Below are 22,400 nucleotides of genomic sequence, written 5' to 3'. Positions count from 1 at the left end.
GGCCCCCTCGGCGAGGCGCTCCAGGTGGGCCGTGTTGTGGACGGGAGAGGGGTAGAAGAGACAGACGGGGGGACGTGTTGCCGGGGGGTGTCGGGCGCGGGCCGCGCGTCGGGTCGGGATCCGGGGAGGGCGCCGGGGGGAGGACGCCGGGGAGACGCGGTGGGACACCGGCAGCGGGTCCTGCGGATCGGCCCTCCGACGCGGACCCCGACCTCGGTGGGGATCCGGGTCCGGAGGGGGACTCCGGTACCGGTGCGGAGGCGGTTCCCGGAGGGATCCTCGCGGTGTGGGGAACCTCGGGGGCGCCCGGGCGCTCCACCGTCGCACTCAACGTTGCCTCCGTCCTCTCGCGGGACCGGCAGGTGGTCCTCCTGGATGCGGACACCGCTGCACCCTCCGTCGCGCACATCCTGGGTCTGCCGGTCGACGCTCCCGGGCTCGCGGCGCTCTCACGCTTCGCCGCCCGCGGAGCGCTGGGGGAGGAAGAGGTGCGACGCGCACTCGTCCCCGTCACGGACGGTCTGTCGGTGCTCACCGGCCTGGCAGTGCCCCAGCGCTGGAACGAGGTCTCGCCCGAGGCCCTGCGCTCCGTCCTCGAGGTGGTCTCCACCGTGTGTGATCTCGTCGTGGTGGACGTTGCCGCAGGCTCCCTGGACCCGGTTCCCGCGCGCCCCCGGCACCGGGGTGGGCGCGACGAGGTCGTCTCCACGGTCCTGCGCGCCGCAGGTTCCACGCTCTCGGTGTGCCGCGGTGACCCGGTGGGGATCAACCGTCTCGCCCTCGCGCACCAGTGGTGGGAGGAACTCGGGGCGGAGGCCGAGCCGAGCGTCGTGGTCAACGGCGTGTCGACGCATGCTTCAGGTCGAAGACCGTCGAGCGCCGTCTCCCACGCGGTCTCAGCAGTCGTCCCCGGCCGCCTCGTCCACCTGGTGCCCAGGGACGACGCCGTCTCGGCAGCCCTGCTCCGGGCAGGCCCGGTGGTCGACCTGGCTCCTGCCTGCGAGGCCTCCCGAGCGCTGGAGGAACTCGCGGAGGCGGTGGGGGGACGGGACGGGACGACACCCCGGAGGCGTCGGCGTCGTCGCTGGGGGCGGCGTCGACCCTGAACCGTCGAGGTCGGGGGACCGGGTCGGTGTGGGACACTGACCGCATGCGCGTGTACATCCCGGCCACCAGCTCCGACCTCGCCGACGACAGGCCCCCGGTCACATCCGCCTTCACGGCCGTGGTGCCCCCGGAGGCCACGGGCGAGGACGCTGACGTGCTGGAGGACTCCGCCCAGACGGAGGCGGCGCTGGTCTCCCTCATGCGTCTGCGCGAGGCCGAGGGCGTGGAGGCCCGACGCCGCATCGTCCTGGCCGCGGATGCCGACCCCGGCACGGTCGCGGTGATGGATCCGGCGGATGCCACCTCACGGATCGCCGAGGTGGCTGCGGGCCAGCTCTCCTGGAGCGATGTCACCGCGATCCTCGTGGACGGACCGGACGCGGAGGACGCGGTCGGTGCCGTCCTGGCGGCCGCGGACCAGGAGGAGGCGGACCGAGCGGTGGCCGCGCTGTGGGAGCACTCACTGGAGTGGTTCGACATCTCCGAGCGGGACCTGCTGCTGGCAGGACCCCAGCCATCCGGTGGGGCGTCCTCGTCCGCGGGGACTGACCCAGCCGAGGAGAACTGACGCGGGTCCCCGGGGGAGCCTGGATCCCTGGCCGCTGAGGGACCGGCGTGCTGGTGAGGTACCGGGTTCGTGTTGAAGTACCGGGGTGTGGGCGTGGATCTCAGCCACAACTGTGGATCTCAACCGGAGTCGTGGATCCCGTCGCTCTGCGCTCCGTCGTCGTGGGGCGAGCAGGACCGTCCCCACAACCGGAGAAGGGCGGACCAGCGGCGGTCGTGCACGGTCCGCACTCCGCGCTGGGAACAGAGCGGACTTCGCGGTCCGAACAGAGCGGACTTCGAGGGTGGAACAGAGCGGACTTCGCGGTGGGGTGGGGAGGGGCGTCAGGCGCGGACGGACAGGGTGGACCCCGAGCGCGGGTTCCACCGGACGTTGACCTGGTCGGGGATCCGGCGGGCCATCTCCTCGACGTGGCTGATGACCCCGATCGTGCGCCCCGAGTCCCGCAGGGCGGCGAGCTGGGACATGACGACGTCCAGCTTCTCGGAGTCGAGGGAGCCGAACCCCTCGTCGATGAACATCGTGCGCAACTCGATGCCCCCCGCCTCCGCGGTCACCACGTCCGCGAGCCCCAGGGCCAGGGCCAGCGAGGTGAAGAAGGTCTCCCCACCCGAGAGCGTGCGCGGGGCGCGGGCCTCGTCGGTGTCGTGGTCGAGCACCTCCAGCCCCAGTCCCGACTTGCGGGCCCGGGTGTCGTCGTTGAGGGTGCGGCGCAGCTCGTAGCGACCCTCCGAGACGGCCGAGAGCCGCGGGTTGGCGGCAGCCAGGACGTCGTCGAAGCGCGACATGAGCACCCACGAGCCCAGGGGCGTCTGGCTGAGGTTCTCCGGGGTGCTCGCAGTGGCCAGCGCGGCCAGGCGCCGCACCGGCTCCTGTGCGCCGCGCACCCGGACCAGGTCCTCCACCAGTTCCCCGAGACGGCGACGCGCCCCACGCAGGTGCTCGAGGCGGGAGTCGCAGTGACCCGCGTGGCGCAGCGCCTCGTCATGGGCACGCGCCGCCGCCTCCGCCGCGGTCCGGGCGGGCACCGGGTCCGGGCGCTCCAGACCNGCTGGACGAACCGCGCGAGGAGAAGGGTGGCACCGCGCGGCAGGAGGGTGGCGGTGGCGAGGTGGGCCGCGAGCATGCACACCAGGTTCCAGGTGAGCAGCAGCGCGGTCCCGGCGCCCAGCAGCACGGCCAGGAGGAGGACGGGGTCCCCCAGGACGACCTCGGTCCCCAGGTGGAGGGGGACCAGGACCAGGGCGGCGACCGTCGGGGCACCCAACGCCCACAGGAGGCGGGACGCCGCGACCGCACCCGGTGGGGGTTCCGGAGTCGCAGCGACGGGGTTCGGCGACACCGACGTGGGCGGCGAGGGACCGCACTGAGGGGGATCTTCGTGGAGCAACACCAGGGACCTCCATGTCTCGGTAGCGAACAGTTGATGGCAGTTCGTACTGACTGAGCATGGTACAGCTCTGTCCTGACGTCAAGGGGTCGTGGACGGTGGTGGACTGTGTGAGACTTCGACGATGGACCTGGAGCTGTTCCTGGCGGATCTGGCCGGGCGCTTCGACGCCCACCGGCGCCTCGAGGCGGATGCCGTCGTGGGGGAGTTGACGGACGCCGAGCGCGCAGGTGTCACCCTCGCCGCCCGGATGGTCGCCATGCGGGGTCGTGACCTGTCAGTGCTGGTCAGAGGAGGAGAACGGCTCGCGGGTGAGGTGGTCGACGTCGCGGACACATGGGTCCTCCTGCGCACGCCGGGAGGCGACTCACTGGTCCCGACCGGAGCGGTGGTCGCTGCCTGGCCGATGGGGGGCGCCGTAGCCGGGGGCCTGGGTCTGGGCGACACCGTGGGGGTGGACCACGTCCTGCGGGAGGCTGCTGACCAGGGACTGCTCGTGGTCATCGACCACGATGCCGGACTGCACCAGGGGGCCGTGGAGGCCGTGCTCGCCGATCATTTCGACCTGGACACGGACGTGGCGGGGGTGGGCGGCACCGTGCGGGGTCCGGCCGGGGGCCCGCCCACGGTGGTGTCGCTGTCGCTGACGGGTATCCGCAGGATCCGGCTGCTGGGCACCCTCGGCTGAGACGTGGGCCCCGGGGGTTCGTCCACGCGCGGTGTGCGCGGGGCCCCGGGGCCCACGGTCGGCCCTCAGACCAGTTCGAGGGTGGTCAGGCAGGTCGGGTCCTCGTCCCCCGACGTCGAGATCCCGGTGGTGGCAGAGCGGCCGTCGCTGCTGATGGTCAGCGTCGCCTCGATCCCGCGGGGCAGCCAGAGCCCGACGAACCCGTTGTCGAAGGTGCTCATGTCCTCCTCCACCAGGACACGGCCGGTGCTGTCATCGGTCACCGTGACGTGGACGGGTGTGTTGGCGAGCTCCCCCCGGCAGGTCGTGAGGCTGTGGAAGAAGCACTCATGCGTCCCGGAGACGTAGGGGGCGACCGAGAGGTAGAAGGCATCCGTCGGCATGGGCAGGGGTGCCTCCTGCCCCTGGCCGTCACTGAGCAGGAGCTGGCCTGGGCGCACCGAGGCGATGAGGTCCGAGGGGCGTTCCGCCACCGGCTGCGCATCGAGGGTGTCGATGACCTGCCGCGCGTCCGCGCCGGCCAGGCCGTGTGCGGCGAGGAGGGCATCCGCCGATGCGGACTGTCCATCGCCCCGGGACGCATCGGGGTCGACCGTCCCGGACTGGGGGGCACCGGTCGCTGACGGGCCCGCCCCCGACCCGGAGGGCGTCTCCTCCGTCCCTCCCTCCGAGCAGCCGGCCAGGGCCACGGAGGTGGTCAGGAGGGCGGCGAGGGCGAGCCTCCCGACCCGTCCCCGTCGGCGTCGGGCAGTTGTGGTGGTGTGGTGGACGGTCATCTGGGGTCTCTCCGGTGGGGTCGGTCGTGTGTGGTGTGTGGCCGCGTGGTGTGCGGCCACCGTGGGGGGTGCGGGTCACAGGGCATCGAGCAGGTCGCGCATCTGCTGGATCTCCGCGGTCTGGTCGTCGATGATGCGTTGCGCCAGGGCGACGGCCTCGGGGTTGCGGCCATCGGCGACCTCCGTACGGGCCATCTCGACGGCACCCTCGTGGTGGGTGATCATCTGCTCGAGGAACAACGTGGACGCCTCGGCACCGGTGGCCTTCTCGAGGTCGCGCATGTCGTCGTCGCCCATCATGCCGTCGCCGTGACCCGAGTGGTCCATGTGGGAGTCGTCCCCCTCCACGCCCCAGGCGTCGAGCCACGCCTGCAGCTGGGTGATCTCGGGGCCCTGTGCGGCCTTGATCTCCTCGGCCAGCCCGGTGACCCGGGCGTCGACGCCCTCCTTGGCGAGGATGAGGTCGGACATCTCCACGGCCTGCTCGTGGTGGGGGACCATCATCGCCGCGAACATGGAGTCGGCCTCGTTGAAGTCGGTCGCCACCGTGGAGGACCCGGTGGCTCCCGAGCTCTGGTCGGGTCCGAACCGGGTGGGGTCGGACCGGTCCTGCTCCCCGGGACCGGAGGTGCATCCGGCCAGGACGAGTGCGGCGGTGGCGACGAGGGCGGCGACCCGGGCTGGACCGGGTCGGTGGACGGTGTGGGGCTTCATGGGAACTCCTCCGGAGTCGGGTGTGGGAACGTGTTCGGTGCGCGGGTGCGCGGGTGCGCGGGTGCGCGGGTGCGTGGGTGCAAGGGCACCGGGAAGCAGCCGGGACGGGCGGCGTGTGCGTAACCGGGTGCCGACGCGACATGCGGCAGGGGTCGTACCCGTGCCCGCTGGGGGTGTGTCACCGCGCCGGGCAGGACCGGGCACGGGGAGCAGGGTCGGGCGCGTCGCGCGCGCCCCGCCCTCGTACCCGTCCCCGTTGCGCCACTGTGCGCCGCGGGGCTCACCTCACGTCCGGCACACGCCGATCTGGAGGAGGGAAGGTGCCCGCGGGCACGGAAGTCGTGCGGGAACGGACCGGGGGAGGTCCCGCAGCCGCAGGAGGGGGGCGCCCAACTCGCCTGGACGCGGGGGGACGAGGGCGACCAGTGTGATGAGCAGGACCAGGGTGCAGGTCATGAGCGCCCCGGAATGCGTGCCACCCACGCAGCTGGGGCAGGGCGTGTCCGCCCGGTCACCGCTCGCCGTGCCGACTGCCGGAGCGTGGCCCGGGTCGGGGAGGACACCGTTGGTGCTGGCGGCCACGGGATGCACCCCCGCCTGCCCCGAGGTGTCCACCGTCGAGTGGGTCGTCGCCGGGACCGGGGCGGGATGCGTCTGCGCGGTTGCACCGGTGAGGTCGACCGCGTGCATGACCACGAGTCCGAGGACGACGGCAGCCACCAGGACCGCTGCGAGGACGGGTGAGCGGAGGGCCGGCCAACAGGGCCGCCCTCGTCGGGGAGTCCGTCCTCGAGTCATCGCCGTCCAGCCTAGGGCAGCGGCTCGAGGAGCTCCTGGGGCCATGGTCGCGTCGACGTCATCGACGCGCGACCCGTCGGTCAGTCGGCGGAGTGGGCACGGGTGCGCTCCCGGGCCAGCGCGTACTGGTCCTCGATGTACTTCTCGAGGGCGGAGGCCTCGACACGCCACACCTTCTTGCCCCCGACCTGGATCGCAGGGAGCTCGCCGGAGGTGACCAGGGCACGTGCCGCGGACATGGTGAGGTTGAGCGTCTTCGCGACGTCGGCGAGGGTGAGGAAACGCGGAGCCATGTCGTCATGATGTCATTCGGTGGCAGTCCGTGTCATCCGTGGCCCATCGATTGTGGACGGGCGCGATCCGCGTCGGGATGTCCGTCCACCGGTGTGCGGGAGTGGTTCCCATTCCGTCCCCGATTGTGCATGATGTGCCTGTGGTCACAGTGAAGCGATCGGTGGTCGCGCGGAAGCGGCCGGGGGTCTGGAGGGACCCACGGTTCGTGGTGGGCGTCGTCCTCATCGTGGTCTCCGTCCTGGTCTGCACTCTCCTGGTCACCCGGGCGCGGGGTGGGAGCCAGCACTACGAGGTGACCCGGCAGGTGGCGGTCGGGGAGACCCTCGACGGGACGAACACCCGGGCCGCCGAGGCACGCATCTCCTCAGGGGCCTATCTCCCCTACGGCGAGCTCCCGGAGGGAGCGGTGGCGACACGCTCGATGGATGTCGGCGAACTGCTCGCGCGCGCCGCGGTCTCGGCCCGCGCGGACGTGGACTTCCGTCGACTCATGGTCAGTGTCTCCTCCGGGCTGCCCGACTCCGCGTCTCCGGGAACGGTCCTGGAGCTGTGGTTCGTGCCGACTTCGCGCGTCGGGGGCGAGCGCGAGGCGCCCCGCCTGGTCGCCTCCGACGTGACCCTGGTCCGGGTCGCGGAGGCCACGGGAGGCATCGTCTCCCAGGGCGGCACCAGGATCGAGGTGCGCCTCGCCGTCGGGGACCTCCCCGCCGTCCTGGAGGCGACGGGCGGGGACGGGGTCGTGACCGCGGTCCCCGTGGGCGGATGAGCAGGCGGCAGGGGGTGGCCATCCTCGCCCCGGGGGATCTGGAGGGTGCGCTGGTCCAGGCCATCGACGCCGAGTCGGAGACCCTCGTCGTGGTGCGACGGTGCGCCGACCTCGCCGAGGTGCGTGCTGCTGCCGGTGCCGGGCTGGCGCGGGTGGGGGTCATCGACGGTGAGGACCCCGATCTGGATGCCGTGGTGGTGGAGGACCTGCACGGGGCGGGGATGGCACTGGTCGTGCTCGTGGACGGGGGTCGCGGCGACGGGGGGACGGGCGGGCGCGGGGACAGCCTGCGTGCGATCGGTGCCGATGCGGTGGTCGACGCACGCAGTCCCGAACGACTGGTGGCGGCCCTGCTGACGCTCGCCGGGGAACCGGGGGACGTGTTGCCGGGGGGTGTCGGGCGCGGGCCGCGCGTCGGGTCGGGATCCGGGGAGGGCGCCGGGGGGAGGACGCCGGGGAGACGCGGTGGGACACCGGCAGCGGGTCCTGCGGATCGGCCCTCCGACGCGGACCCCGACCTCGGTGGGGATCCGGGTCCGGAGGGGGACTCCGGTACCGGTGCGGAGGCGGTTCCCGGAGGGATCCTCGCGGTGTGGGGAACCTCGGGGGCGCCCGGGCGCTCCACCGTCGCACTCAACGTTGCCTCCGTCCTCTCGCGGGACCGGCAGGTGGTCCTCCTGGATGCGGACACCGCTGCACCCTCCGTCGCGCACATCCTGGGTCTGCCGGTCGACGCTCCCGGGCTCGCGGCGCTCTCACGCTTCGCCGCCCGCGGAGCGCTGGGGGAGGAAGAGGTGCGACGCGCACTCGTCCCCGTCACGGACGGTCTGTCGGTGCTCACCGGCCTGGCAGTGCCCCAGCGCTGGAACGAGGTCTCGCCCGAGGCCCTGCGCTCCGTCCTCGAGGTGGTCTCCACCGTGTGTGATCTCGTCGTGGTGGACGTTGCCGCAGGCTCCCTGGACCCGGTTCCCGCGCGCCCCCGGCACCGGGGTGGGCGCGACGAGGTCGTCTCCACGGTCCTGCGCGCCGCAGGTTCCACGCTCTCGGTGTGCCGCGGTGACCCGGTGGGGATCAACCGTCTCGCCCTCGCGCACCAGTGGTGGGAGGAACTCGGGGCGGAGGCCGAGCCGAGCGTCGTGGTCAACGGCGTGTCGACGCATGCTTCAGGTCGAAGACCGTCGAGCGCCGTCTCCCACGCGGTCTCAGCAGTCGTCCCCGGCCGCCTCGTCCACCTGGTGCCCAGGGACGACGCCGTCTCGGCAGCCCTGCTCCGGGCAGGCCCGGTGGTCGACCTGGCTCCTGCCTGCGAGGCCTCCCGAGCGCTGGAGGAACTCGCGGAGGCGGTGGGGGGACGGGACGGGACGACACCCCGGAGGCGTCGGCGTCGTCGCTGGGGGCGGCGTCGACCCTGAACCGTCGAGGTCGGGGGACCGGGTCGGTGTGGGACACTGACCGCATGCGCGTGTACATCCCGGCCACCAGCTCCGACCTCGCCGACGACAGGCCCCCGGTCACATCCGCCTTCACGGCCGTGGTGCCCCCGGAGGCCACGGGCGAGGACGCTGACGTGCTGGAGGACTCCGCCCAGACGGAGGCGGCGCTGGTCTCCCTCATGCGTCTGCGCGAGGCCGAGGGCGTGGAGGCCCGACGCCGCATCGTCCTGGCCGCGGATGCCGACCCCGGCACGGTCGCGGTGATGGATCCGGCGGATGCCACCTCACGGATCGCCGAGGTGGCTGCGGGCCAGCTCTCCTGGAGCGATGTCACCGCGATCCTCGTGGACGGACCGGACGCGGAGGACGCGGTCGGTGCCGTCCTGGCGGCCGCNCTGGGCGAGTGCATCACGGGTGGAGGCCAGTCCCTGCTCGTGGGTGGTGACCGCCTCGCGCAGCTCGGCGGTGGCAGGCGCCCCGAGCAGGGAGGCACCGGCCACCTGTGCGCCCTCCTCGCCCGTCGGGAACCCGGCCTCCGCGAGGTCGTGGTCACGCCGGAGGAGGGCCTCCTGGTGGGCGCGGGCAGCAGCCTCCCGGGCCGCCAGTGTGTCCAGCGCCTGCTCGGCAGCCCGGAGGGCGGCGGAGAGACGCGCGTCCAGTGCTCCGAGGGAGCCCTCGGAGCCGGCCCTGTCCCTGCAGCGCGTGCGATCGGCGTCCAACGAGTGCTGCCGGGCGGTGGCGTCCGCCCGGGCCGCGGCCAGCTGCGTCGCGCGCTCCCCGATCTCGCCGGTGAGTTCCCGGTGACGGGAGCTGAGCTCCTCCACGCGCGCGGTGGCCTCCTCGGCCAGGTCCACGTCTCCCCGGGCCGTGAGGGTGTCCGCTGCGACGGCGTCGACCTCGGAGCGGATCGCAGCGAGGTCCCCGTCGGCCAGCGCACGCCGGTTCTCCAGGGCGGCTTCGAGGCGCACGTGCTGCTCGCGTGCGGAGGCGAGTGCCCGGTCGGCCGCGCGTTGGACCTCGGAGAGGCGCTCGACCTCCTCCAGCGTGACGGCACCTCCCTCAGGGACTGGCGCGGGCCGAGGGTGTTCCGGGGACCCGCACACGGGGCAGGGCTCCCCCTCCGTGAGTCCGGCGGCCAGGGTCCCGGCGGTTCCGTGGAGCCAGCGGATGTGGGCCTCGTGGGCACGGTCCGCAGCCATGCGGGCCCGGTCGCCGGCGGCCTCCTCGGTGGCAGTGGCCTCCGCGAGGTCCGTCGCGAGGCGCTCGGCCTCCTCGGCGGCGGCCAGGCGCGCGGCGAGGGTGCGGGCCCTCTCCTCCAGGGCGGGCAGTCGTCCGGCGCCGCGGCGTGCCTCCTCGGCGGCGGCGCGTGCGGCAGTGATGCGCTCGGGCAGGGCCGCGGCCTCCTCCCGTGACTCGACCAGGTCCGCCTCGGCCTCCCGCAGGCGCCTGTCCTCCTCGTCCAGGTCTGCCTGGCGCAGGGGGAGCCCCGCCTCCAGGGCCAGCAGGTCGACGAGGGCGCCCCGGCGTGCGGTGAGGTCCTCGCGCTGGTGGCGCAGGTGCACGGCGAGCTGGTCCGTGTCGGAGGGATCGGCGTCCTCGGGCAGCACATCCACCTGCGTGGCGTGGGCGAGGGCGTCGTCGAGAGCCTGCTCTGCGGTGGTGAGCGTGGCGGCGCTGCGTCGTGCCGCCTCCAGTGCGGAGGCGACGAGGGCGGCCCGGTTGGCCGCGTCCAGGCGCTCACGCTGGCGGGCGATCCCGGGTTCCTCGGCGAGGAGGTCGGCGAGGCGTCCCTCGAGCCCTGCGCGTTCGACGACCAGGGCGTCGAGCTCCTCCACCGTGGTGAGTGCGGCTGCGGCCCGTGCGGACGCAGCGGCGGTCACGTCGGCGCGCTGCGCGGCCGCCCGGCTGCGTGCCCGGGCCCGGGCGACGAGGGCGTCCGCAGCGGGGAGCAGCTCCGCGCAGTCGCCCTGGACCAGGTCGCGCAGACGGTCAGGGTCCGGGGCCGGGGAGGCGGCCGGCGCGGTCACGTCCGAGGGGGCTCCGGCTCCGCCGGCCGCGCCGGCCGTGCCGTCCGTGCCGCCCGCGCCGTCCGTGCCGGCCGTGCCGCCCGCGCCGTCCGTGCCGGCCGTGCCGGTCCCGCCGTGCGTGTCGGTCCCGCCCTCGGTCCCGGTACCGGTGGCGTCGGTGGAGGCGCCCTCGTCGGGGAGGGTGAAGGCGGCCGCGGCCTCACGCAGCGCCCGCTCCGCAGCGACCACTGCGGCACCGGCTCCCCGAGCCCTCTCCTGGAGTCCCTCCTGGACGCGTTGGAAGACGGCGGCGTCGAAGATGTCCCGGAGGATGCCCTGGCGTTCCTCCGAGGAGGAGGTGAGGAAGCGGGAGAACTTCCCCTGGGGCAGGACGACGGTCTGGAGGAACTGGTCCTTGGTCAAACCGATGAGGTGGGTGATCTCGGCATCGGCCTCACCGATGCTGCGCGAGATCCCCTCGACCGGCACCGGCTCCCCGTCGGTCCCCTCGGCGAGGCGCTCCAGGTGGACCGTGGTGTTGACGGGGGTACGACGTCCCTCCCGGTGGAAGCTCGGGGTGCGGGTGACGCGGTAGGTGCCGGTGGGTACCTCGAAGTCGAGCTCGACGCTGCTGGGGTCGCGCGGCCCGGCGTAGGCGGAGCGGAGCCGGTCCTTGGAGGAGTCCTTCTGACGGGCCACGTCCCCGTAGAGGGCGAAGACGACGGCGTCGATGACGGTGGACTTCCCCGCCCCCGTGGGACCTTCCAGCAGGAACAGGCCGGAGTCCTCGAAGCGGGTGAAGTCGATGGTCTCCCGCCCCGCGAAGGGGCCGATCCCGGTGAAGGTGAGTGTCCTCAGCCTCATGCCCCCACCTCCCGGGAGACCTCGGTCCAGACGTCGTCGAGCACCTTCGTCTCCTCCTCGTCGAGCGGGCGCCCACCCACCTCGGTGAAGAAGTCGCGTGCCACCTCCCGGGGGCTCCGCCCCACGGCACCCGCCACGGCCACGGCGGTGTCGGGGAGGTGACCGGGCTGGTGGAGGACCACGAGCGCGTGGGTGAAGCGGGCACGCAGGCGGGCCACCATCTCGGGGGGACGCGCGTCATCGGTGACCGTGACCGAGAGGTAGTCCTCCGCCACCTCGTCGAAGGCGGGGGAGAGGAGCTGCTCCATGGGGCCCGCCACCACGGACAGCCGCCGGGCCGTGGGGACCGGGACGACCTCCGTGTCCCGCAGCGCCCCGCCCCCGATGTCGAGCAGGGTGACGGACTTCGCGGCACCGGCCTCGGAGAAGGAGTAGGCGATGGGGGAGCCGGAGTACCGGATGGGCACACGGGCGCCGGCGACGTCCTGGGGGCGGTGCAGGTGGCCGGCGGCGACGTAGTCGAGGCCGTGCCCGAGCGGTTCGACGCCGGGGTCGGCCCCCAGCGTGTCGAAGAGGAGGGCAGGGACGGAGGGGACGCCACCGACCTGGATGTCGCGCTCCGAGTCCGAGGGCGTGGCCCCGGTGACGAAGGTGTGGACCATGGCGATGGCCGCCGACTCCTCCCCGCGCCCGCGTCGGCGCACGAGGTCGGTGCGCACCCGGCGCAGGGCTGCGGCCATGACAGCCTCGTGGCTGCGGGGCAGGGGCGTCGGGTCCGGGGCGTCGGCCCCCTCCGCGAGCGCGTCGCGCACCAGGTCCGGTTCCAGGTAGGGGATCGGGTAGACGAGGGCGACCTCGCCGTCCGCGCCGTGCACCTCCACGCCACGGCCGATGTCGAGCGGGTCGGAGAGGATCGTCAGGCTCGCACGCAGAAGCTCGGAGGTGAACCCCAGTCGCGTGGCGGAGTCGTGGTTGCCGGGGACCAGGACCACCCGTGTCACCGCGCAGAGTCGGGCCAGGGCCTGCGACATCTGGTTGAGGGAGCCCACCGGGGGGACCGCCCGGTCGAACACGTCGCCCGAGACCAGGACGGCGTCCACGCCGCGCTCCTCGACGAGGCCCCCCAACCAGTCGAGGAAGGCGGCGGTGGCCCCACCCAGGTCGGCGCCGTGCAGGCTGCGTCCCAGGTGCCAGTCCGAGGTGTGGAGGATCAGCATGTGGCCAGTGTGCTCCCGGGCTCGGGCATCTGGGTCCTGACGGACCACGGGTGTGGACGGGTGGCGTGGGGACTCAGGGTCGGTGGATGCCCTGCGCCTCCCGGTCCGTGCCCCCGTCCTCGTCGGTGCCCTGGTCCTCGAACCACTCGACCTCTTCGCCGGGTGGCTCCTCGGGCCAGTCCAGGGCGTCCAGGACCGGCTGGTGGAGGAGACCGTTGGTGGCCAGGCCATTGCCGCCCCAGGGACCCTCCTGACCCGTCAGGGAGGAGAATCGTCCCCCTGCCTCGGTGACGACGGGCACCAGCGCGGCCATGTCGTGGACCTCGAGCTCCGGTTCGCAGGCGACGTCCACCGCGCCCTCTGCCACCAGCATGTAGCTCCAGAAGTCGCCGTAGGCCCGGGTGCGCCAGAAGGAGGACTGCATCTCCAGGAACTGCCCGCCGCGGCCGTGGTGGAGCCAGCCGTCCAGGGAGGAGTAGGACAGGGACGCCTCGCCCACGGTGGCCACGGAGGAGACCTGCAGCCGCTTGGCGCGCATGAGGGACGTGCCCGTCCAGGCGCCCTGGCCCTGGGCCGCCCACCAGCGCCGTTTCAGTGCCGGGGCGGAGACCACGCCCATGACGACCTCGCCGTCCTCCACGAGTCCGATCAGCGTCGCCCACACCGGTACGCCGCGCACGAAGTTCTTCGTCCCGTCGATGGGGTCGAGGACCCACTGGCGCGTGGAGTGGCCGCTCGCGCCGCGCTCCTCGCCCAGGACTGCGTCACGGCTGCGCGTGTGGGAGAGCTGGGAACGGATGAGGTCCTCCGCCGCACGGTCCGCATCCGTCACCGGCGTCATGTCCGGCTTGGACTCCACGACGAGGTCCTGGGCGCCGAATCGGGAGAGGGTAAGGGCGTCGACCTGGTCGGCCAGGACGTGGGCGAGGCGCAGGTCGTCGTTGTAGCGTCGGCTCTGGGGCATGCCACCACCGTAGCGCGTGGGGTGGCCCCCGGACACGGTGCCCCACTGCCCGTGGGACAGGTCCCGTGGGGCCGTCGGGTGGAGGGGCAGCCCAGTGCAGGCGCGGGAGCGCACCCCTGTCGTAGTGTGGGCCCATGCCCAAGCCCTTCCTCATGCTCACCTCGCGCGATGACGAGGTCGTCGCCGCCGACGAGCTCGAGGCGCTGCCACGCATCGGGGGCCTCGCCCCCGACGAGGTCGTGAGGGTGCGCCTGGAACGTGAGCCCTTCCCCGACATCGATCCTGCTGACTGGTCCGGGGTCATCCTGTGCGGGTCACCCTTCGACGCCGGCGCCCCCGAGGACGCCAAGTCCCCCCTGCAGCGTGGCATCGAGGCCCACCTCGCGAGCTTCTTCGACCTCGCGCTCGACCGGGGGATCCCCTACCTGGGCGTCTGCTACGGACTGGGGACCCTGACCCGCCACCTCGGGGGCACCCTGGACACCGACCACGCCGAGGAGATCTCAGGGCCCGAACTGCGTCTCACACCGGCCGGGCACGACGACCTCCTCCTGCAGGGTGTCCCCGACGTCTTCCACGGGTACGTCGGCCACCACGAGGCGGCCTCCGGGATCGCTCCCGGCGCGACGCTCCTGGTGACCACGGAGGCCACCCCCGTCCAGATGGTGCGGGTGGGGGAGCGGGCGTGGGCCACGCAGTTCCACCCCGAACTGGACCTGGCGGGCATCCTCGTGCGCATCAACGAGTACGCGGACCGCGGCTACTACCCACCCTCGGAGCGCTCCCGCATCGAGGAGGGCGTGCGCTCGGTGGACGTCAGTCCCGCGCATCTGGTCCTGTCCAACTTCGTGCGCGAGTTCCGCAGGTCCTGAGACCTCCTGCGGGAGCCCGCTCAGCGCGCCGCCCGGACCGCCGCCTCCGCCACGGCGAGTCCCTCCAGGAGGCGCCGCACGGACGCCACGCGGGACGCCCTGCGCACAGCCTCCTCCGCGTCGACGGGCTCGAAGGGGGTGCGTCCCTGCGCCCAGGCATCGAGTGCGCAGGAGGGCTCACCGGCCAGGTGGGTGCACATGGGCAGGCACCACGTGGCGGCCTCGGCGACATCGGGGAAGACGGCGAGGACGTCGGAGGGCTGGACGTGTCCCAGACCGAAGGAACGCACGCCGGGTGTGTCCACCACCCAGCCACCACCGGGCAGCTCGAAGGCCTCCGCGGAGGTCGAGGTGTGGCGCCCGCGGCCGGTCACCGCGTTGACGACACCGGTGGCACGGTCGGCCCCGGGGACGAGCTCGTTGATCAGGGTCGACTTCCCCACCCCTGAGTGCCCGACCATGACGGAGAAACGGCCCCGCAGGATCCCGGCGAGTTCCTCCACACCGGTGCCCTCCCCGTCGTGCCAGGACGTGGCCACGACGCGCAGGTCGAAGTCGCGGTACTGCGCGGTGAAGGGGGTGGGATCCGCCAGGTCGGCCTTGGTGAGGCACAGGACCGGCTCCAGGCCCGCCTCGTAGGCGGCCACCAGGCAGCGGTCCACCATGCCGGTGCGCGGGGGCGGGTCGGCCAGTGCGACGACGATGACCATGACCTCGGCGTTGGCGACGATCACCTTCTCCCCGCGTTCCCCCGGTGCGTCCTCCAGGGAGCGGCGCAGGACCGTGGTGCGTTCCTCGACGCGCACGATGCGGGCCAGGGTGTCGGGGCGGCCCGAGAGGTCCCCGGTGAGTCGCACCCGGTCGCCCATGACGACCGATCCGCGTCCGAGCTCCCGGGAGCGCACGGCCTGCAGGCGCACGTCGCCCCCGGTGACGACGCCGTAGCGCCCCCGGTCGATGGACACGACGCGGCCCAGGGGGCGTTCCGACCAGTCGGGACGGACCTTCGTCCGGGGACGGGACCCACGCCCGGGTCGGACCCTCACGCGCGGGTCGTCGGTGCCCGTGTCGCGGCTCACGGCCGCTTCCCCGTGCGGCCGGCGCCCCGAGTGCCTCCGGGGTCCCCGGTGCCGCCACGACCCCGGTCACCGCCGGAGAGCATCGAGGTCCACAGGCGGGGGGAGCCGGGCAGGGTCTTCGACGTCGTGGCCACGTCCTGCACCTCCACGCCCGGCACCGCCAGTCCGACGACGGCGGCGAAGGTGGCCATGCGGTGGTCGCCGTAGGTGCGCAGGCGCGCGGCGTGCAGCGGGACGGGGTGGATCTCGAGTCCGTCGGGCAGCTCGCGCACCTGACCGCCCAGTCGGGTGATCTCGGTGGCGAGGGCGGCCAGACGGTCCGTCTCGTGCCCGCGCAGGTGGGCGATGCCGGTGATCCTGCTCGGTGTGGTGGCCAGGACGGCGAGTGCAGCCACTGTGGGCGTGAGCTCGCCGACGTCGGAGAGGTCGGCGTCGATGCCGAGCAGTCCCTCGCGTCCGGGTCCGTCCACCCGCAGGCCGCCCTCGTCGAGGACCACGTCGGCACCCATGCGGGGGAGCAGGTGGCGCCAGGCGTCGCCCGCCTGGGTGGTGTGGGTCGGCCAGTGCGCCACCCGCACGGTCCCTCCGCACACGAGGGCGGCGGCGAGGAAGGGACCGGCATTGGACAGGTCGGGGTCGATGGTGACCTCCCCACCTCGGGGGCGCCCCGGGGAGACGGTCCAGGAGTGGGAGGCCCCGCCCTCGTCGAGGAGGGTGTCCACGCGCACGCCGCGGGCGCGCAGGGCCGCCACCGTCATGGCGACGTGGGGCAGGGAGACCACCCGGCCCCGGGCGCGCACCGTCACCGGACCATCCATGAGGGGCGCCGAGAGCAGGAGCGCGGAGACGAACTGGGAGGAGGCGGAGGCATCGACCTCGACCTCGCGGGGAGCTCCGGGCAGGGGCAGGGCACCCGCACCCGAGACCTGGAAGGGAAGGAAGCCGGGTTCACCCAGGGAGGTGACACGCGCCCCCCAGGTCTCCAGCGCCGCCAGCACCGGGCGGACGGGACGCACCTGGGCGGCCTCGTCCCCGATGAAGGTCGTGGTCCCCTCGGCCAGTGCCGCCAGGGGAGGGAGGAAACGCAGGACGGTGCCCGCCAGGCCGCAGTTGAGGGTCGCCCCGCCGCGGGGTCGTCCGAGCGGGGTGACGAGGAGGTCACCGGTGGGGGCCTCCCGGGAGAAGTCGGCTCCCAGGGCCTCCAGGGCCTCCGTCATCAGGCGGGTGTCGCGGGAGTCGAGGGCCCCGCGGACCCGGCCCGGTGTGTCAGCCGTCGCCGCCAGAAGCAGGGCGCGATTGGTCTCCGACTTGGACCCGGGGACCTGGACGTGGGCCGAGAGCGGACCGCGTGATGTGGGCGCCGGCCACCACTGGGTGTCGCCGGGGGCGGCGGATGCGCCGGGAAGGTCGGTGGGGGGAGGAACAGGGGTCATCCCTGGTACACCCGCTGGGCGTCCTCCCAGGCCTGGGCCTTGACCTGCTTGAGCTCGCTGCGCTGCTGGCAGTGGTTGCGCAGGCTCCAGGCGGCGGAGGGGCGGCCCTGGCGGTCCGTGCTGGCGATGACCAGCCCGCCGAAGAGGGCCAGGGAACGGGTGAGTCCGCGACGCAGGAGGCGTCGCTCGTCGGAGGTGGAGGCGGTCCAGACGGGGTTGTTGACCACGGCCAGGGGCACGGCCACCGTGGCCAGCACGGCCGCTGAGGTGCGCACCCCCTTGCCCAGGGCCAGGGAGACACCGGCCAGGGTGGTGACAGCACCCACGACGCGGGTGGCCAGGCGCAGCTGGGAGTCGTCGACCTCGACGCCGGCACGCTCCAGCAGGGGGGTCACGACGTGGGCGCGCTCGACATGGGGGTCCGGGTCACGCACGGCGGAGATCCCGTCGGCGATGAAGGGGGCAGCGAGCAGGGGCCGGGCAACCATCCGCAAGATGTTCATGCCCCCATTGTCCGACGTGTGGGGCCCCGGGGCGAGCCGATGGAACAATTCGGGACGCGTCGACGTTCCAGAGAGCATGGAACCCCACCCCAGGAATGCCGGGGGTGCCGCCCTCGACCCCGGTCCCGGGAGTTCAGGACCGCACCCCGCGACGTCGACCGGCCCCACCTCCGCCATCCGGGCGCATGCCGACAACGCGCACCCGTCCGCCAGACCGGTGCCCGCCGCGCCCACTCCCATCCTCCTGCGAGCCGCATGTGTCCTCGCGGCGCTAGCCTTGGGGGCAATGGACACTGCCGCAGCTGACCGCTCCGACCTCGACACGCGCTTCGAGGCCGAGGCGCTGCCCCTGCTCGACCAGCTCTACGGGGCGGCACTGGGCATGACGCGCAATCCCACCGATGCCGAGGACCTGGTCCAGGAGACCTTCGCCAAGGCCTATGCGAAGTTCGGCCAGTACAGGCCGGGCACCAACATCAAGGCCTGGCTCTACCGGATCCTCACCAACACCTACATCACGCAGTACCGCAAGGTGCAGCGTTCCCCCAAGCGGGCCGGCACCGACACCGTGGAGGACTGGCAGTTGGCCGACGCCGCCTCCCACGACTCCCGCGGGCTGCGTTCCGCCGAGGCGGAGGCACTGGACCGCATGCCCTCCTCCCAGGTGCGACAGGCCATGGAGGAACTCTCCGAGGAGTACCGCATGGCCGTGTACCTGGCGGATGTGGAGGGCTTCAGCTACAAGGAGATCGCCGAGATCCTGGACGTGCCCATCGGCACCGTCATGAGTCGCCTGCACCGGGGGCGTCGGATCCTGCGCGAGAAGCTCGCCGACTACGCGGCCGAGTACGGGATCGGGGGAGTGAAGTGAGCTGCTCGGAGGACCCCACCTGTCAGGAACTGCTCGACCACATCTACGAACTGGTGGACGCGGACGAGGACGCCATCGATGAGCGCTCGCGGGCGCTGCTGGCGGCGCATGCCGCGGTGTGCCCGTCCTGTCGTGACGCGGTGGATGCGGAGAGGCACGTGCGCGAGCTGCTGCGGCGTTGCTGTGGTGAGAGTGTGCACGCTCCTGCCGCACTCCGTGTGCGCGTGGTCTCGATGACGACCCGGGTGCGCCGCACGCAGTGACGTGCCCCGGACACGGGCGTGAGCTGCGTCGCGGGGCGCCCGTGAGGTTTGTCGCCCGGTGGACAGGTGTGGGAGACTGTCCGGGTTGAGTCCACGAGCGAAGGAGGGGTCATGTCGAAGAAGGGTCGTAAGCGTCGTGACCGTCGCAAGCACGGAGCGAACCACGGCAAGCGTCCAAACGCCTGACACGTGGGAGGGGACCGCAAGGTCCTGACAGCTTGTGGAGTGCCCGGCAGCCAGGCTGCCGGGCACTTCTGTCTCCCGTGCCGACTCAACGCCCAGCCCGGGCCCTCCCCGCCCACTTCCACAGCTCCACGAGGACAAACACCGCCACCGCCACCGCTGCCGGCAGGACCCACCCCAACCAGTTCACGGGTGCGGAGTGGAACAGCACATGCATGAAGGGCGCGTGGACGAAGAGCACCTGCAGGGCCAGCAGTGACACGACGCTGATCCACACGACGCGGTTGGTGCCCACGACCTCACGGCGCAGGGACGTCGTGTGGAGGAAACGGCAGTTGAACAGGTAGGCCAACTGGGCGAAGGCCAGCGTGTTGACGGCAACCGTCTGGGAGACGCGGATGTCCCCGGTCCCGTCGCGGGTGACGAGGAACGTGGCCAGCGTGGCCGCACCGATCAGCACCGACACGAAGGCGATCTGGCGCAGGGAGCGCGCTCCCAGCAGTGGGGCGCGTCCCGGCCTCGGCGGGCGGGCCATGAGGCCGGGCTCGGGGCCCTCGTAGGCGAGCGTCACCGACAGAGTGATCGCGGTGACCATGTTGATCCACAGCACCTGCACCGGGTCCAGGGGCAGGGCCCATCCGGCCAGGACGGCCACCAGCAGCACCAGGGCCTGGGCGCCGTTGGAGGGGAGCAGGAAGACGACGGCCTTGACGATGTTGTCGTAGATGCGTCGCCCCTCCTCCACGGCCAGCTCGATGGTGGAGAAGTTGTCGTCGGCCAGCACGATGTCGGCGGCGTCCTTGGTGGCCTCCGTGCCCTTGATCCCCATCGCGACCCCGACATCGGCGCGCGTGAGGGCGGGGGCGTCATTCACGCCGTCCCCGGTCATCGCCACCACCTGGCCGCGCGCCTGGAGTGCGCGCACGATCCGGATCTTGTGCTCGGGGCTGGTGCGGGCGTACACGTGGACGCCGGGGGCCTTCTTCTCCAGTCGGGACTGGGGCATGGCCTCGATCTCGGTCCCGGTGAGGACCGGCGCATCGGGGGAGTCGATGATCCCCATTTCCCGGGCGATCGCACGGGCGGTGCCCGCGTGGTCCCCGGTGATCATGGACACGGCGATCCCCGCGCGGTGGCACGTGGCGATCGCCTCGATCGCCTCGGGACGGGGCGGGTCGACGATGCCGGTCAGCCCCAGCAGCACCATCCCCTCCGCGACGGAGTCCTGGTCGAGGTCCTCGGACCCGCCGGGAGCGCGGGACAGGTGGGCCGCGGCCAGGACGCGCAGGCCCTGCGCACCGAGGTCATCGATGGCCTCCTCCCAGTGTGCGCGGTCCAGCGGCTCGGGCTGACCATCGGCTCCCAGCTGCTGCGAGCAGCGTTCCAGGACGCGGTCGGGCGCTCCCTTGACCAGCACCTCCGTGCCGCCCTCGTGGGCGCCTCCGCTCCCGGTGGGGGTGCGGACGAGGACGGCCATGTACTTGTGCTCGGAGTCGAAGGGCAGGACATCCAGACGTTCGTAGCCCTCCGTGTCGATGCCCGCCTTGAGCCCCAGGACGGTGAGCGCGCCCTCGGTGGGTTCGCCGACCAACTGCCATTCCCCGTCGGGCCCCGGGGCGCCGTCGCCGTCGCTGTCCTCATCGCCCTCGTTGTCGCCGTTGCCGTTGCGGGTGAGGGTCGCGTCGTTGCACACCGCCATGGTCTCCACGAGGGCGAACAGGTCGGGGTGGGAGTCCAGGTCCGCGGGCTCGCCACCGGCCAGCACCGCGCCCTCGGGGGTGTACCCCATGCCCGTGACCTCGTAGGAGGACCCGGCCGTGACCACCTCTCGGACGGACATCTCGTTCAGCGTCAGCGTCCCGGTCTTGTCGGAGCAGATGGTGCTCACCGCGCCGAGTGTCTCCACCGACGGCAGGCGACGGGTGATGGCGCGGCGTCGGGCCAGCTGCTGGACGCCCAGGGCCAGGGAGATGGTGATGATGGCGGGGAGACCCTCGGGCACGGCCGCCACGGCGAAACCGATGGCGGCCGAGATCAGCTCCGCGGGCGGGAACTCGTGGACCAGGCGGCCGATGACGAGCATGAACCCCGCCAGGGCGAGGATCGCCAGGGACAGGATCCGGCCGAAGCGGGTCAGCTGGCGGGTCAGCGGTGTGTCCAGGGCGTCATCGCCCGCCTCGGAGACCATGCCGCGGATACGACCGATCTCCGTGTGTGCGCCGGTCCCGGTCACCACACCGGTGGCCTGTCCACCCGAGACGATGGTGCCGGAGAAGGCCATGGAGGTGCGGTCCCCGACGCCGGCATCGGGCTCGGCGGGGGCAGCGTCCTTGGAGGAGGGCACGGACTCCCCGGTCAGGGCGGACTCCTCGATGCGCAACTGGGAGGAGGTGAGCAGACGCAGGTCGGCGGGCACGCGGTCCCCCGCGCCCAGGGCCACCACGTCACCGGGAACCAGTTCCACGGCGTCCACGTCGCTCCACTCGCCGTCGCGGCGGACCCGGGCACGCGCCGTCATCATGGAGCGGATGGCGTCCAGGGAGTCCAGGGCCTGGCCCTCCTGCACGAATCCGATGACCGCATTGACCAGCGCGACGGCGAAGACGACGCCTGCGTCGACCCATTCGCCCATGATGGCCTTGAGGACCGCGGCAGTCAGCAGGATGTAGATGAGGATGTCGTTGAAGTGCGAGAGGAAGCGCATCACGGGATTGGGCGCGGGAGGCGTGGGCAGCTCATTGGGGCCAGCTTCCTGCGCCCTCGCCGCTGCGGCGTCGGAGGAGAGCCCCTCCTCCGAGGTGTCGAGTTCCCGCAACACCTCATCCGTGGGACGTGACCACACCCCGCCGCCGTCGGAAGGGCTGTCGGGCCTGGAGTCGTGCTGCGCGGTGCTGGAACTCGTCATGGTCCCATGGTCGGTCGGTGGGGGGGAGGCACTGCAAGTGGTGCCCACGTCGGCGCGTGTCGCGCACCGGTCCGGCGTCGCGTGCCCTCCGACGCCCGGGCCTCACTCGCGCGGGCCGGTCCCCAACCACTCGTGCCAGCCCTGGTGCAGGACCAGCCACGCGATGAGGGCGTACCCGGCCTGTCCCGGCAGCGTGGCTCCGCCGACCGTGCGCGCGGTGGAGGCCGTCATGTCCTCCGTCCACTGCTCGTGCCCGACCAGGGGTGCCAGCACGTCGACGAAGGGGATGTGGCGACGCTCGCACACCTCCGCGCAGGCACGCGACAGGGAGCGGAGGTGGTTGCGGTCGGCCCCGGCCAGGGGTGGGGGACCCACCACCATCGTGGGGATCCGGAGGTTCGCCGCGCGGTCGACGATGTTGGCCATGTTGAGGCGGGTCCGTGGGGTGGAGATCCCGGCGGGCACGTCGGCCGCCCCCACGCCCACGACCAGGCGGTTGTCCCCACCCTGTGCCAGACGGGCCGTGACCTCCGACTCCCAGCGGCCCGCCAGGGCACCCGTGTCCTCCCCGGGGACGGCCAGCGGCATGACGACGGGGGGCTCGGGGAACTGCGTGCGCGCCACCGCCCGGCCGACCCAGCCCAGACCACGGGGGTCTCCCACACCGGCGACCATCTCGTCACCGACGATGCAGATCCGCATGTGG

21 protein-coding genes and 1 pseudogene are annotated in these 22,400 nt (G+C 72.9%); 10 read left to right on the top strand and 12 right to left on the bottom strand.

Going from position 1 to position 22,400, the window contains the following annotated elements:
* Nucleotides 1-284: 284 nt before the first annotated feature.
* The gene (locus tag BQ9890_RS01640) at nucleotides 285-1,106 is read left to right on the top strand and encodes a MinD/ParA family ATP-binding protein (RefSeq protein ID WP_075888842.1); all 822 of its coding nucleotides are present in this window, start codon (nucleotides 285-287) and stop codon (nucleotides 1,104-1,106) included.
* Nucleotides 1,107-1,150: 44 nt separating this feature from the next.
* Nucleotides 1,151-1,675 carry a DUF6912 family protein gene (locus BQ9890_RS01635; protein WP_195907604.1) on the top strand — a complete coding sequence of 175 codons (525 nt, stop codon included), beginning with the start codon at nucleotides 1,151-1,153 and terminating at the stop codon, nucleotides 1,673-1,675.
* Nucleotides 1,676-1,998: 323 nt separating this feature from the next.
* On the opposite strand, the gene BQ9890_RS14630 is transcribed toward BQ9890_RS01635, so the two are convergent.
* A complete protein-coding gene (locus BQ9890_RS14630; protein ID WP_075888838.1) occupies nucleotides 1,999-2,703 on the bottom strand; it encodes an SbcC/MukB-like Walker B domain-containing protein in 705 nt (234 codons plus the stop codon).
* A gap of 486 nt (nucleotides 2,704-3,189) precedes the next feature.
* On the opposite strand from BQ9890_RS14630, the gene BQ9890_RS01620 reads away from it, so the two are divergent.
* Nucleotides 3,190-3,753 (top strand): hypothetical protein, encoded by a 564-nt coding sequence (locus BQ9890_RS01620; protein ID WP_075888834.1) that lies wholly within the window; start codon nucleotides 3,190-3,192, stop codon nucleotides 3,751-3,753.
* Nucleotides 3,754-3,818: 65 nt separating this feature from the next.
* Here the strand turns inward: BQ9890_RS01620 and BQ9890_RS15085 are convergent, their stop codons facing one another.
* The 3 genes from BQ9890_RS15085 to BQ9890_RS01600 form a co-directional block, all read right to left on the bottom strand.
* Nucleotides 3,819-4,529 carry a CueP family metal-binding protein gene (locus BQ9890_RS15085; RefSeq protein WP_075888832.1) on the bottom strand — a complete coding sequence of 237 codons (711 nt, stop codon included), beginning with the start codon at nucleotides 4,527-4,529 and terminating at the stop codon, nucleotides 3,819-3,821.
* 75 nt (nucleotides 4,530-4,604) lie between these two features.
* Nucleotides 4,605-5,243, bottom strand: coding sequence for a DUF305 domain-containing protein (locus tag BQ9890_RS01610; protein ID WP_075888830.1), 639 nt, complete (start codon nucleotides 5,241-5,243; stop codon nucleotides 4,605-4,607).
* Between the two features lie 878 nt (nucleotides 5,244-6,121).
* Nucleotides 6,122-6,334 (bottom strand): helix-turn-helix domain-containing protein, encoded by a 213-nt coding sequence (locus BQ9890_RS01600; protein WP_075888826.1) that lies wholly within the window; start codon nucleotides 6,332-6,334, stop codon nucleotides 6,122-6,124.
* A 140-nt stretch (nucleotides 6,335-6,474) separates the two neighbouring features.
* Here BQ9890_RS01600 and BQ9890_RS01595 point away from each other — a divergent pair, with 140 nt between their 5' ends.
* The 3 genes and pseudogenes from BQ9890_RS01595 to BQ9890_RS16775 form a co-directional block, all read left to right on the top strand.
* The gene (locus BQ9890_RS01595; RefSeq protein ID WP_075888824.1) at nucleotides 6,475-7,101 is read left to right on the top strand and encodes a hypothetical protein; all 627 of its coding nucleotides are present in this window, start codon (nucleotides 6,475-6,477) and stop codon (nucleotides 7,099-7,101) included.
* The gene (locus BQ9890_RS01590) at nucleotides 7,098-8,513 is read left to right on the top strand and encodes a CpaE/TadZ family protein (protein ID WP_143226197.1); all 1,416 of its coding nucleotides are present in this window, start codon (nucleotides 7,098-7,100) and stop codon (nucleotides 8,511-8,513) included. Before BQ9890_RS01595 ends, BQ9890_RS01590 begins: the two co-directional genes overlap by 4 nt.
* A 44-nt stretch (nucleotides 8,514-8,557) precedes the next feature.
* Nucleotides 8,558-8,866, top strand: a pseudogene (locus BQ9890_RS16775) (DUF6912 family protein); the annotation flags it as partial.
* Here the strand turns inward: BQ9890_RS16775 and BQ9890_RS01585 are convergent.
* The 3 genes from BQ9890_RS01585 to hisN all read right to left on the bottom strand — a co-directional run bounded on the left by BQ9890_RS01585 (nucleotide 8,819) and on the right by hisN (nucleotide 13,585).
* Nucleotides 8,819-11,404: an AAA family ATPase gene (locus BQ9890_RS01585; RefSeq protein ID WP_075888820.1), complete on the bottom strand. Its 2,586-nt coding sequence runs from the start codon at nucleotides 11,402-11,404 to the stop codon at nucleotides 8,819-8,821. The pseudogene BQ9890_RS16775 and the gene BQ9890_RS01585 sit on opposite strands and share 48 nt — an antisense overlap.
* Nucleotides 11,401-12,621, bottom strand: coding sequence for an exonuclease SbcCD subunit D (locus BQ9890_RS01580; protein WP_075888818.1), 1,221 nt, complete (start codon nucleotides 12,619-12,621; stop codon nucleotides 11,401-11,403). The genes BQ9890_RS01585 and BQ9890_RS01580 overlap by 4 nt, the downstream gene beginning before the upstream one ends.
* Before the next feature lie 73 nt (nucleotides 12,622-12,694).
* Nucleotides 12,695-13,585: a histidinol-phosphatase gene (gene hisN, locus BQ9890_RS01575; RefSeq protein WP_078062509.1), complete on the bottom strand. Its 891-nt coding sequence runs from the start codon at nucleotides 13,583-13,585 to the stop codon at nucleotides 12,695-12,697.
* A 134-nt stretch (nucleotides 13,586-13,719) separates the two neighbouring features.
* Here hisN and BQ9890_RS01570 point away from each other — a divergent pair, with 134 nt between their 5' ends.
* On the top strand, nucleotides 13,720-14,457 hold the full coding sequence (locus tag BQ9890_RS01570) for a glutamine amidotransferase (protein ID WP_075888816.1): 738 nt from the start codon (nucleotides 13,720-13,722) through the stop codon (nucleotides 14,455-14,457).
* Nucleotides 14,458-14,477: 20 nt separating this feature from the next.
* On the opposite strand, the gene rsgA is transcribed toward BQ9890_RS01570, so the two are convergent.
* The 3 genes from rsgA to BQ9890_RS01555 are packed head-to-tail and all read right to left on the bottom strand — an operon-like array spanning nucleotide 14,478 to nucleotide 17,472.
* Nucleotides 14,478-15,536: a ribosome small subunit-dependent GTPase A gene (rsgA, locus tag BQ9890_RS01565; RefSeq protein WP_075888814.1), complete on the bottom strand. Its 1,059-nt coding sequence runs from the start codon at nucleotides 15,534-15,536 to the stop codon at nucleotides 14,478-14,480.
* A complete protein-coding gene (gene aroA, locus BQ9890_RS01560; protein ID WP_075888812.1) occupies nucleotides 15,533-16,969 on the bottom strand; it encodes a 3-phosphoshikimate 1-carboxyvinyltransferase in 1,437 nt (478 codons plus the stop codon). Before aroA ends, rsgA begins: the two co-directional genes overlap by 4 nt.
* Complete coding sequence (locus BQ9890_RS01555) at nucleotides 16,966-17,472, bottom strand: DoxX family membrane protein (RefSeq protein WP_075888810.1); 507 nt, start codon at nucleotides 17,470-17,472, stop codon at nucleotides 16,966-16,968. The genes aroA and BQ9890_RS01555 overlap by 4 nt, the downstream gene beginning before the upstream one ends.
* A 286-nt stretch (nucleotides 17,473-17,758) precedes the next feature.
* On the opposite strand from BQ9890_RS01555, the gene BQ9890_RS01550 reads away from it, so the two are divergent.
* The 3 genes from BQ9890_RS01550 to BQ9890_RS16770 all read left to right on the top strand — a co-directional run bounded on the left by BQ9890_RS01550 (nucleotide 17,759) and on the right by BQ9890_RS16770 (nucleotide 18,792).
* The gene (locus BQ9890_RS01550; RefSeq protein ID WP_075888808.1) at nucleotides 17,759-18,343 is read left to right on the top strand and encodes a sigma-70 family RNA polymerase sigma factor; all 585 of its coding nucleotides are present in this window, start codon (nucleotides 17,759-17,761) and stop codon (nucleotides 18,341-18,343) included.
* Nucleotides 18,340-18,606: a mycothiol system anti-sigma-R factor gene (locus BQ9890_RS01545; RefSeq protein ID WP_075888806.1), complete on the top strand. Its 267-nt coding sequence runs from the start codon at nucleotides 18,340-18,342 to the stop codon at nucleotides 18,604-18,606. The genes BQ9890_RS01550 and BQ9890_RS01545 overlap by 4 nt, the downstream gene beginning before the upstream one ends.
* 111 nt (nucleotides 18,607-18,717) lie before the next feature.
* Nucleotides 18,718-18,792 carry a 50S ribosomal protein bL37 gene (locus BQ9890_RS16770; protein ID WP_380976188.1) on the top strand — a complete coding sequence of 25 codons (75 nt, stop codon included), beginning with the start codon at nucleotides 18,718-18,720 and terminating at the stop codon, nucleotides 18,790-18,792.
* Between the two features lie 85 nt (nucleotides 18,793-18,877).
* On the opposite strand, the gene BQ9890_RS01540 is transcribed toward BQ9890_RS16770, so the two are convergent.
* Both BQ9890_RS01540 and BQ9890_RS01535 read right to left on the bottom strand, forming a co-directional pair.
* On the bottom strand, nucleotides 18,878-21,694 hold the full coding sequence (locus tag BQ9890_RS01540) for a cation-translocating P-type ATPase (protein ID WP_075888804.1): 2,817 nt from the start codon (nucleotides 21,692-21,694) through the stop codon (nucleotides 18,878-18,880).
* A gap of 102 nt (nucleotides 21,695-21,796) precedes the next feature.
* On the bottom strand, nucleotides 21,797-22,396 hold the full coding sequence (locus BQ9890_RS01535; RefSeq protein WP_075888802.1) for a GDSL-type esterase/lipase family protein: 600 nt from the start codon (nucleotides 22,394-22,396) through the stop codon (nucleotides 21,797-21,799).
* Between the last annotated feature and the right edge of the window lie 4 nt (nucleotides 22,397-22,400).

Origin of the sequence: Actinomyces provencensis, assembly GCF_900155435.1 — a bacterium.
In the GTDB taxonomy this organism is placed as follows: Bacteria; Actinomycetota; Actinomycetes; order Actinomycetales; family Actinomycetaceae; genus Pauljensenia; species Pauljensenia provencensis.
The sequence above is the reverse complement of the archived record's forward strand: the minus strand, read 5'-3'. Positions and strand labels throughout refer to the sequence as shown.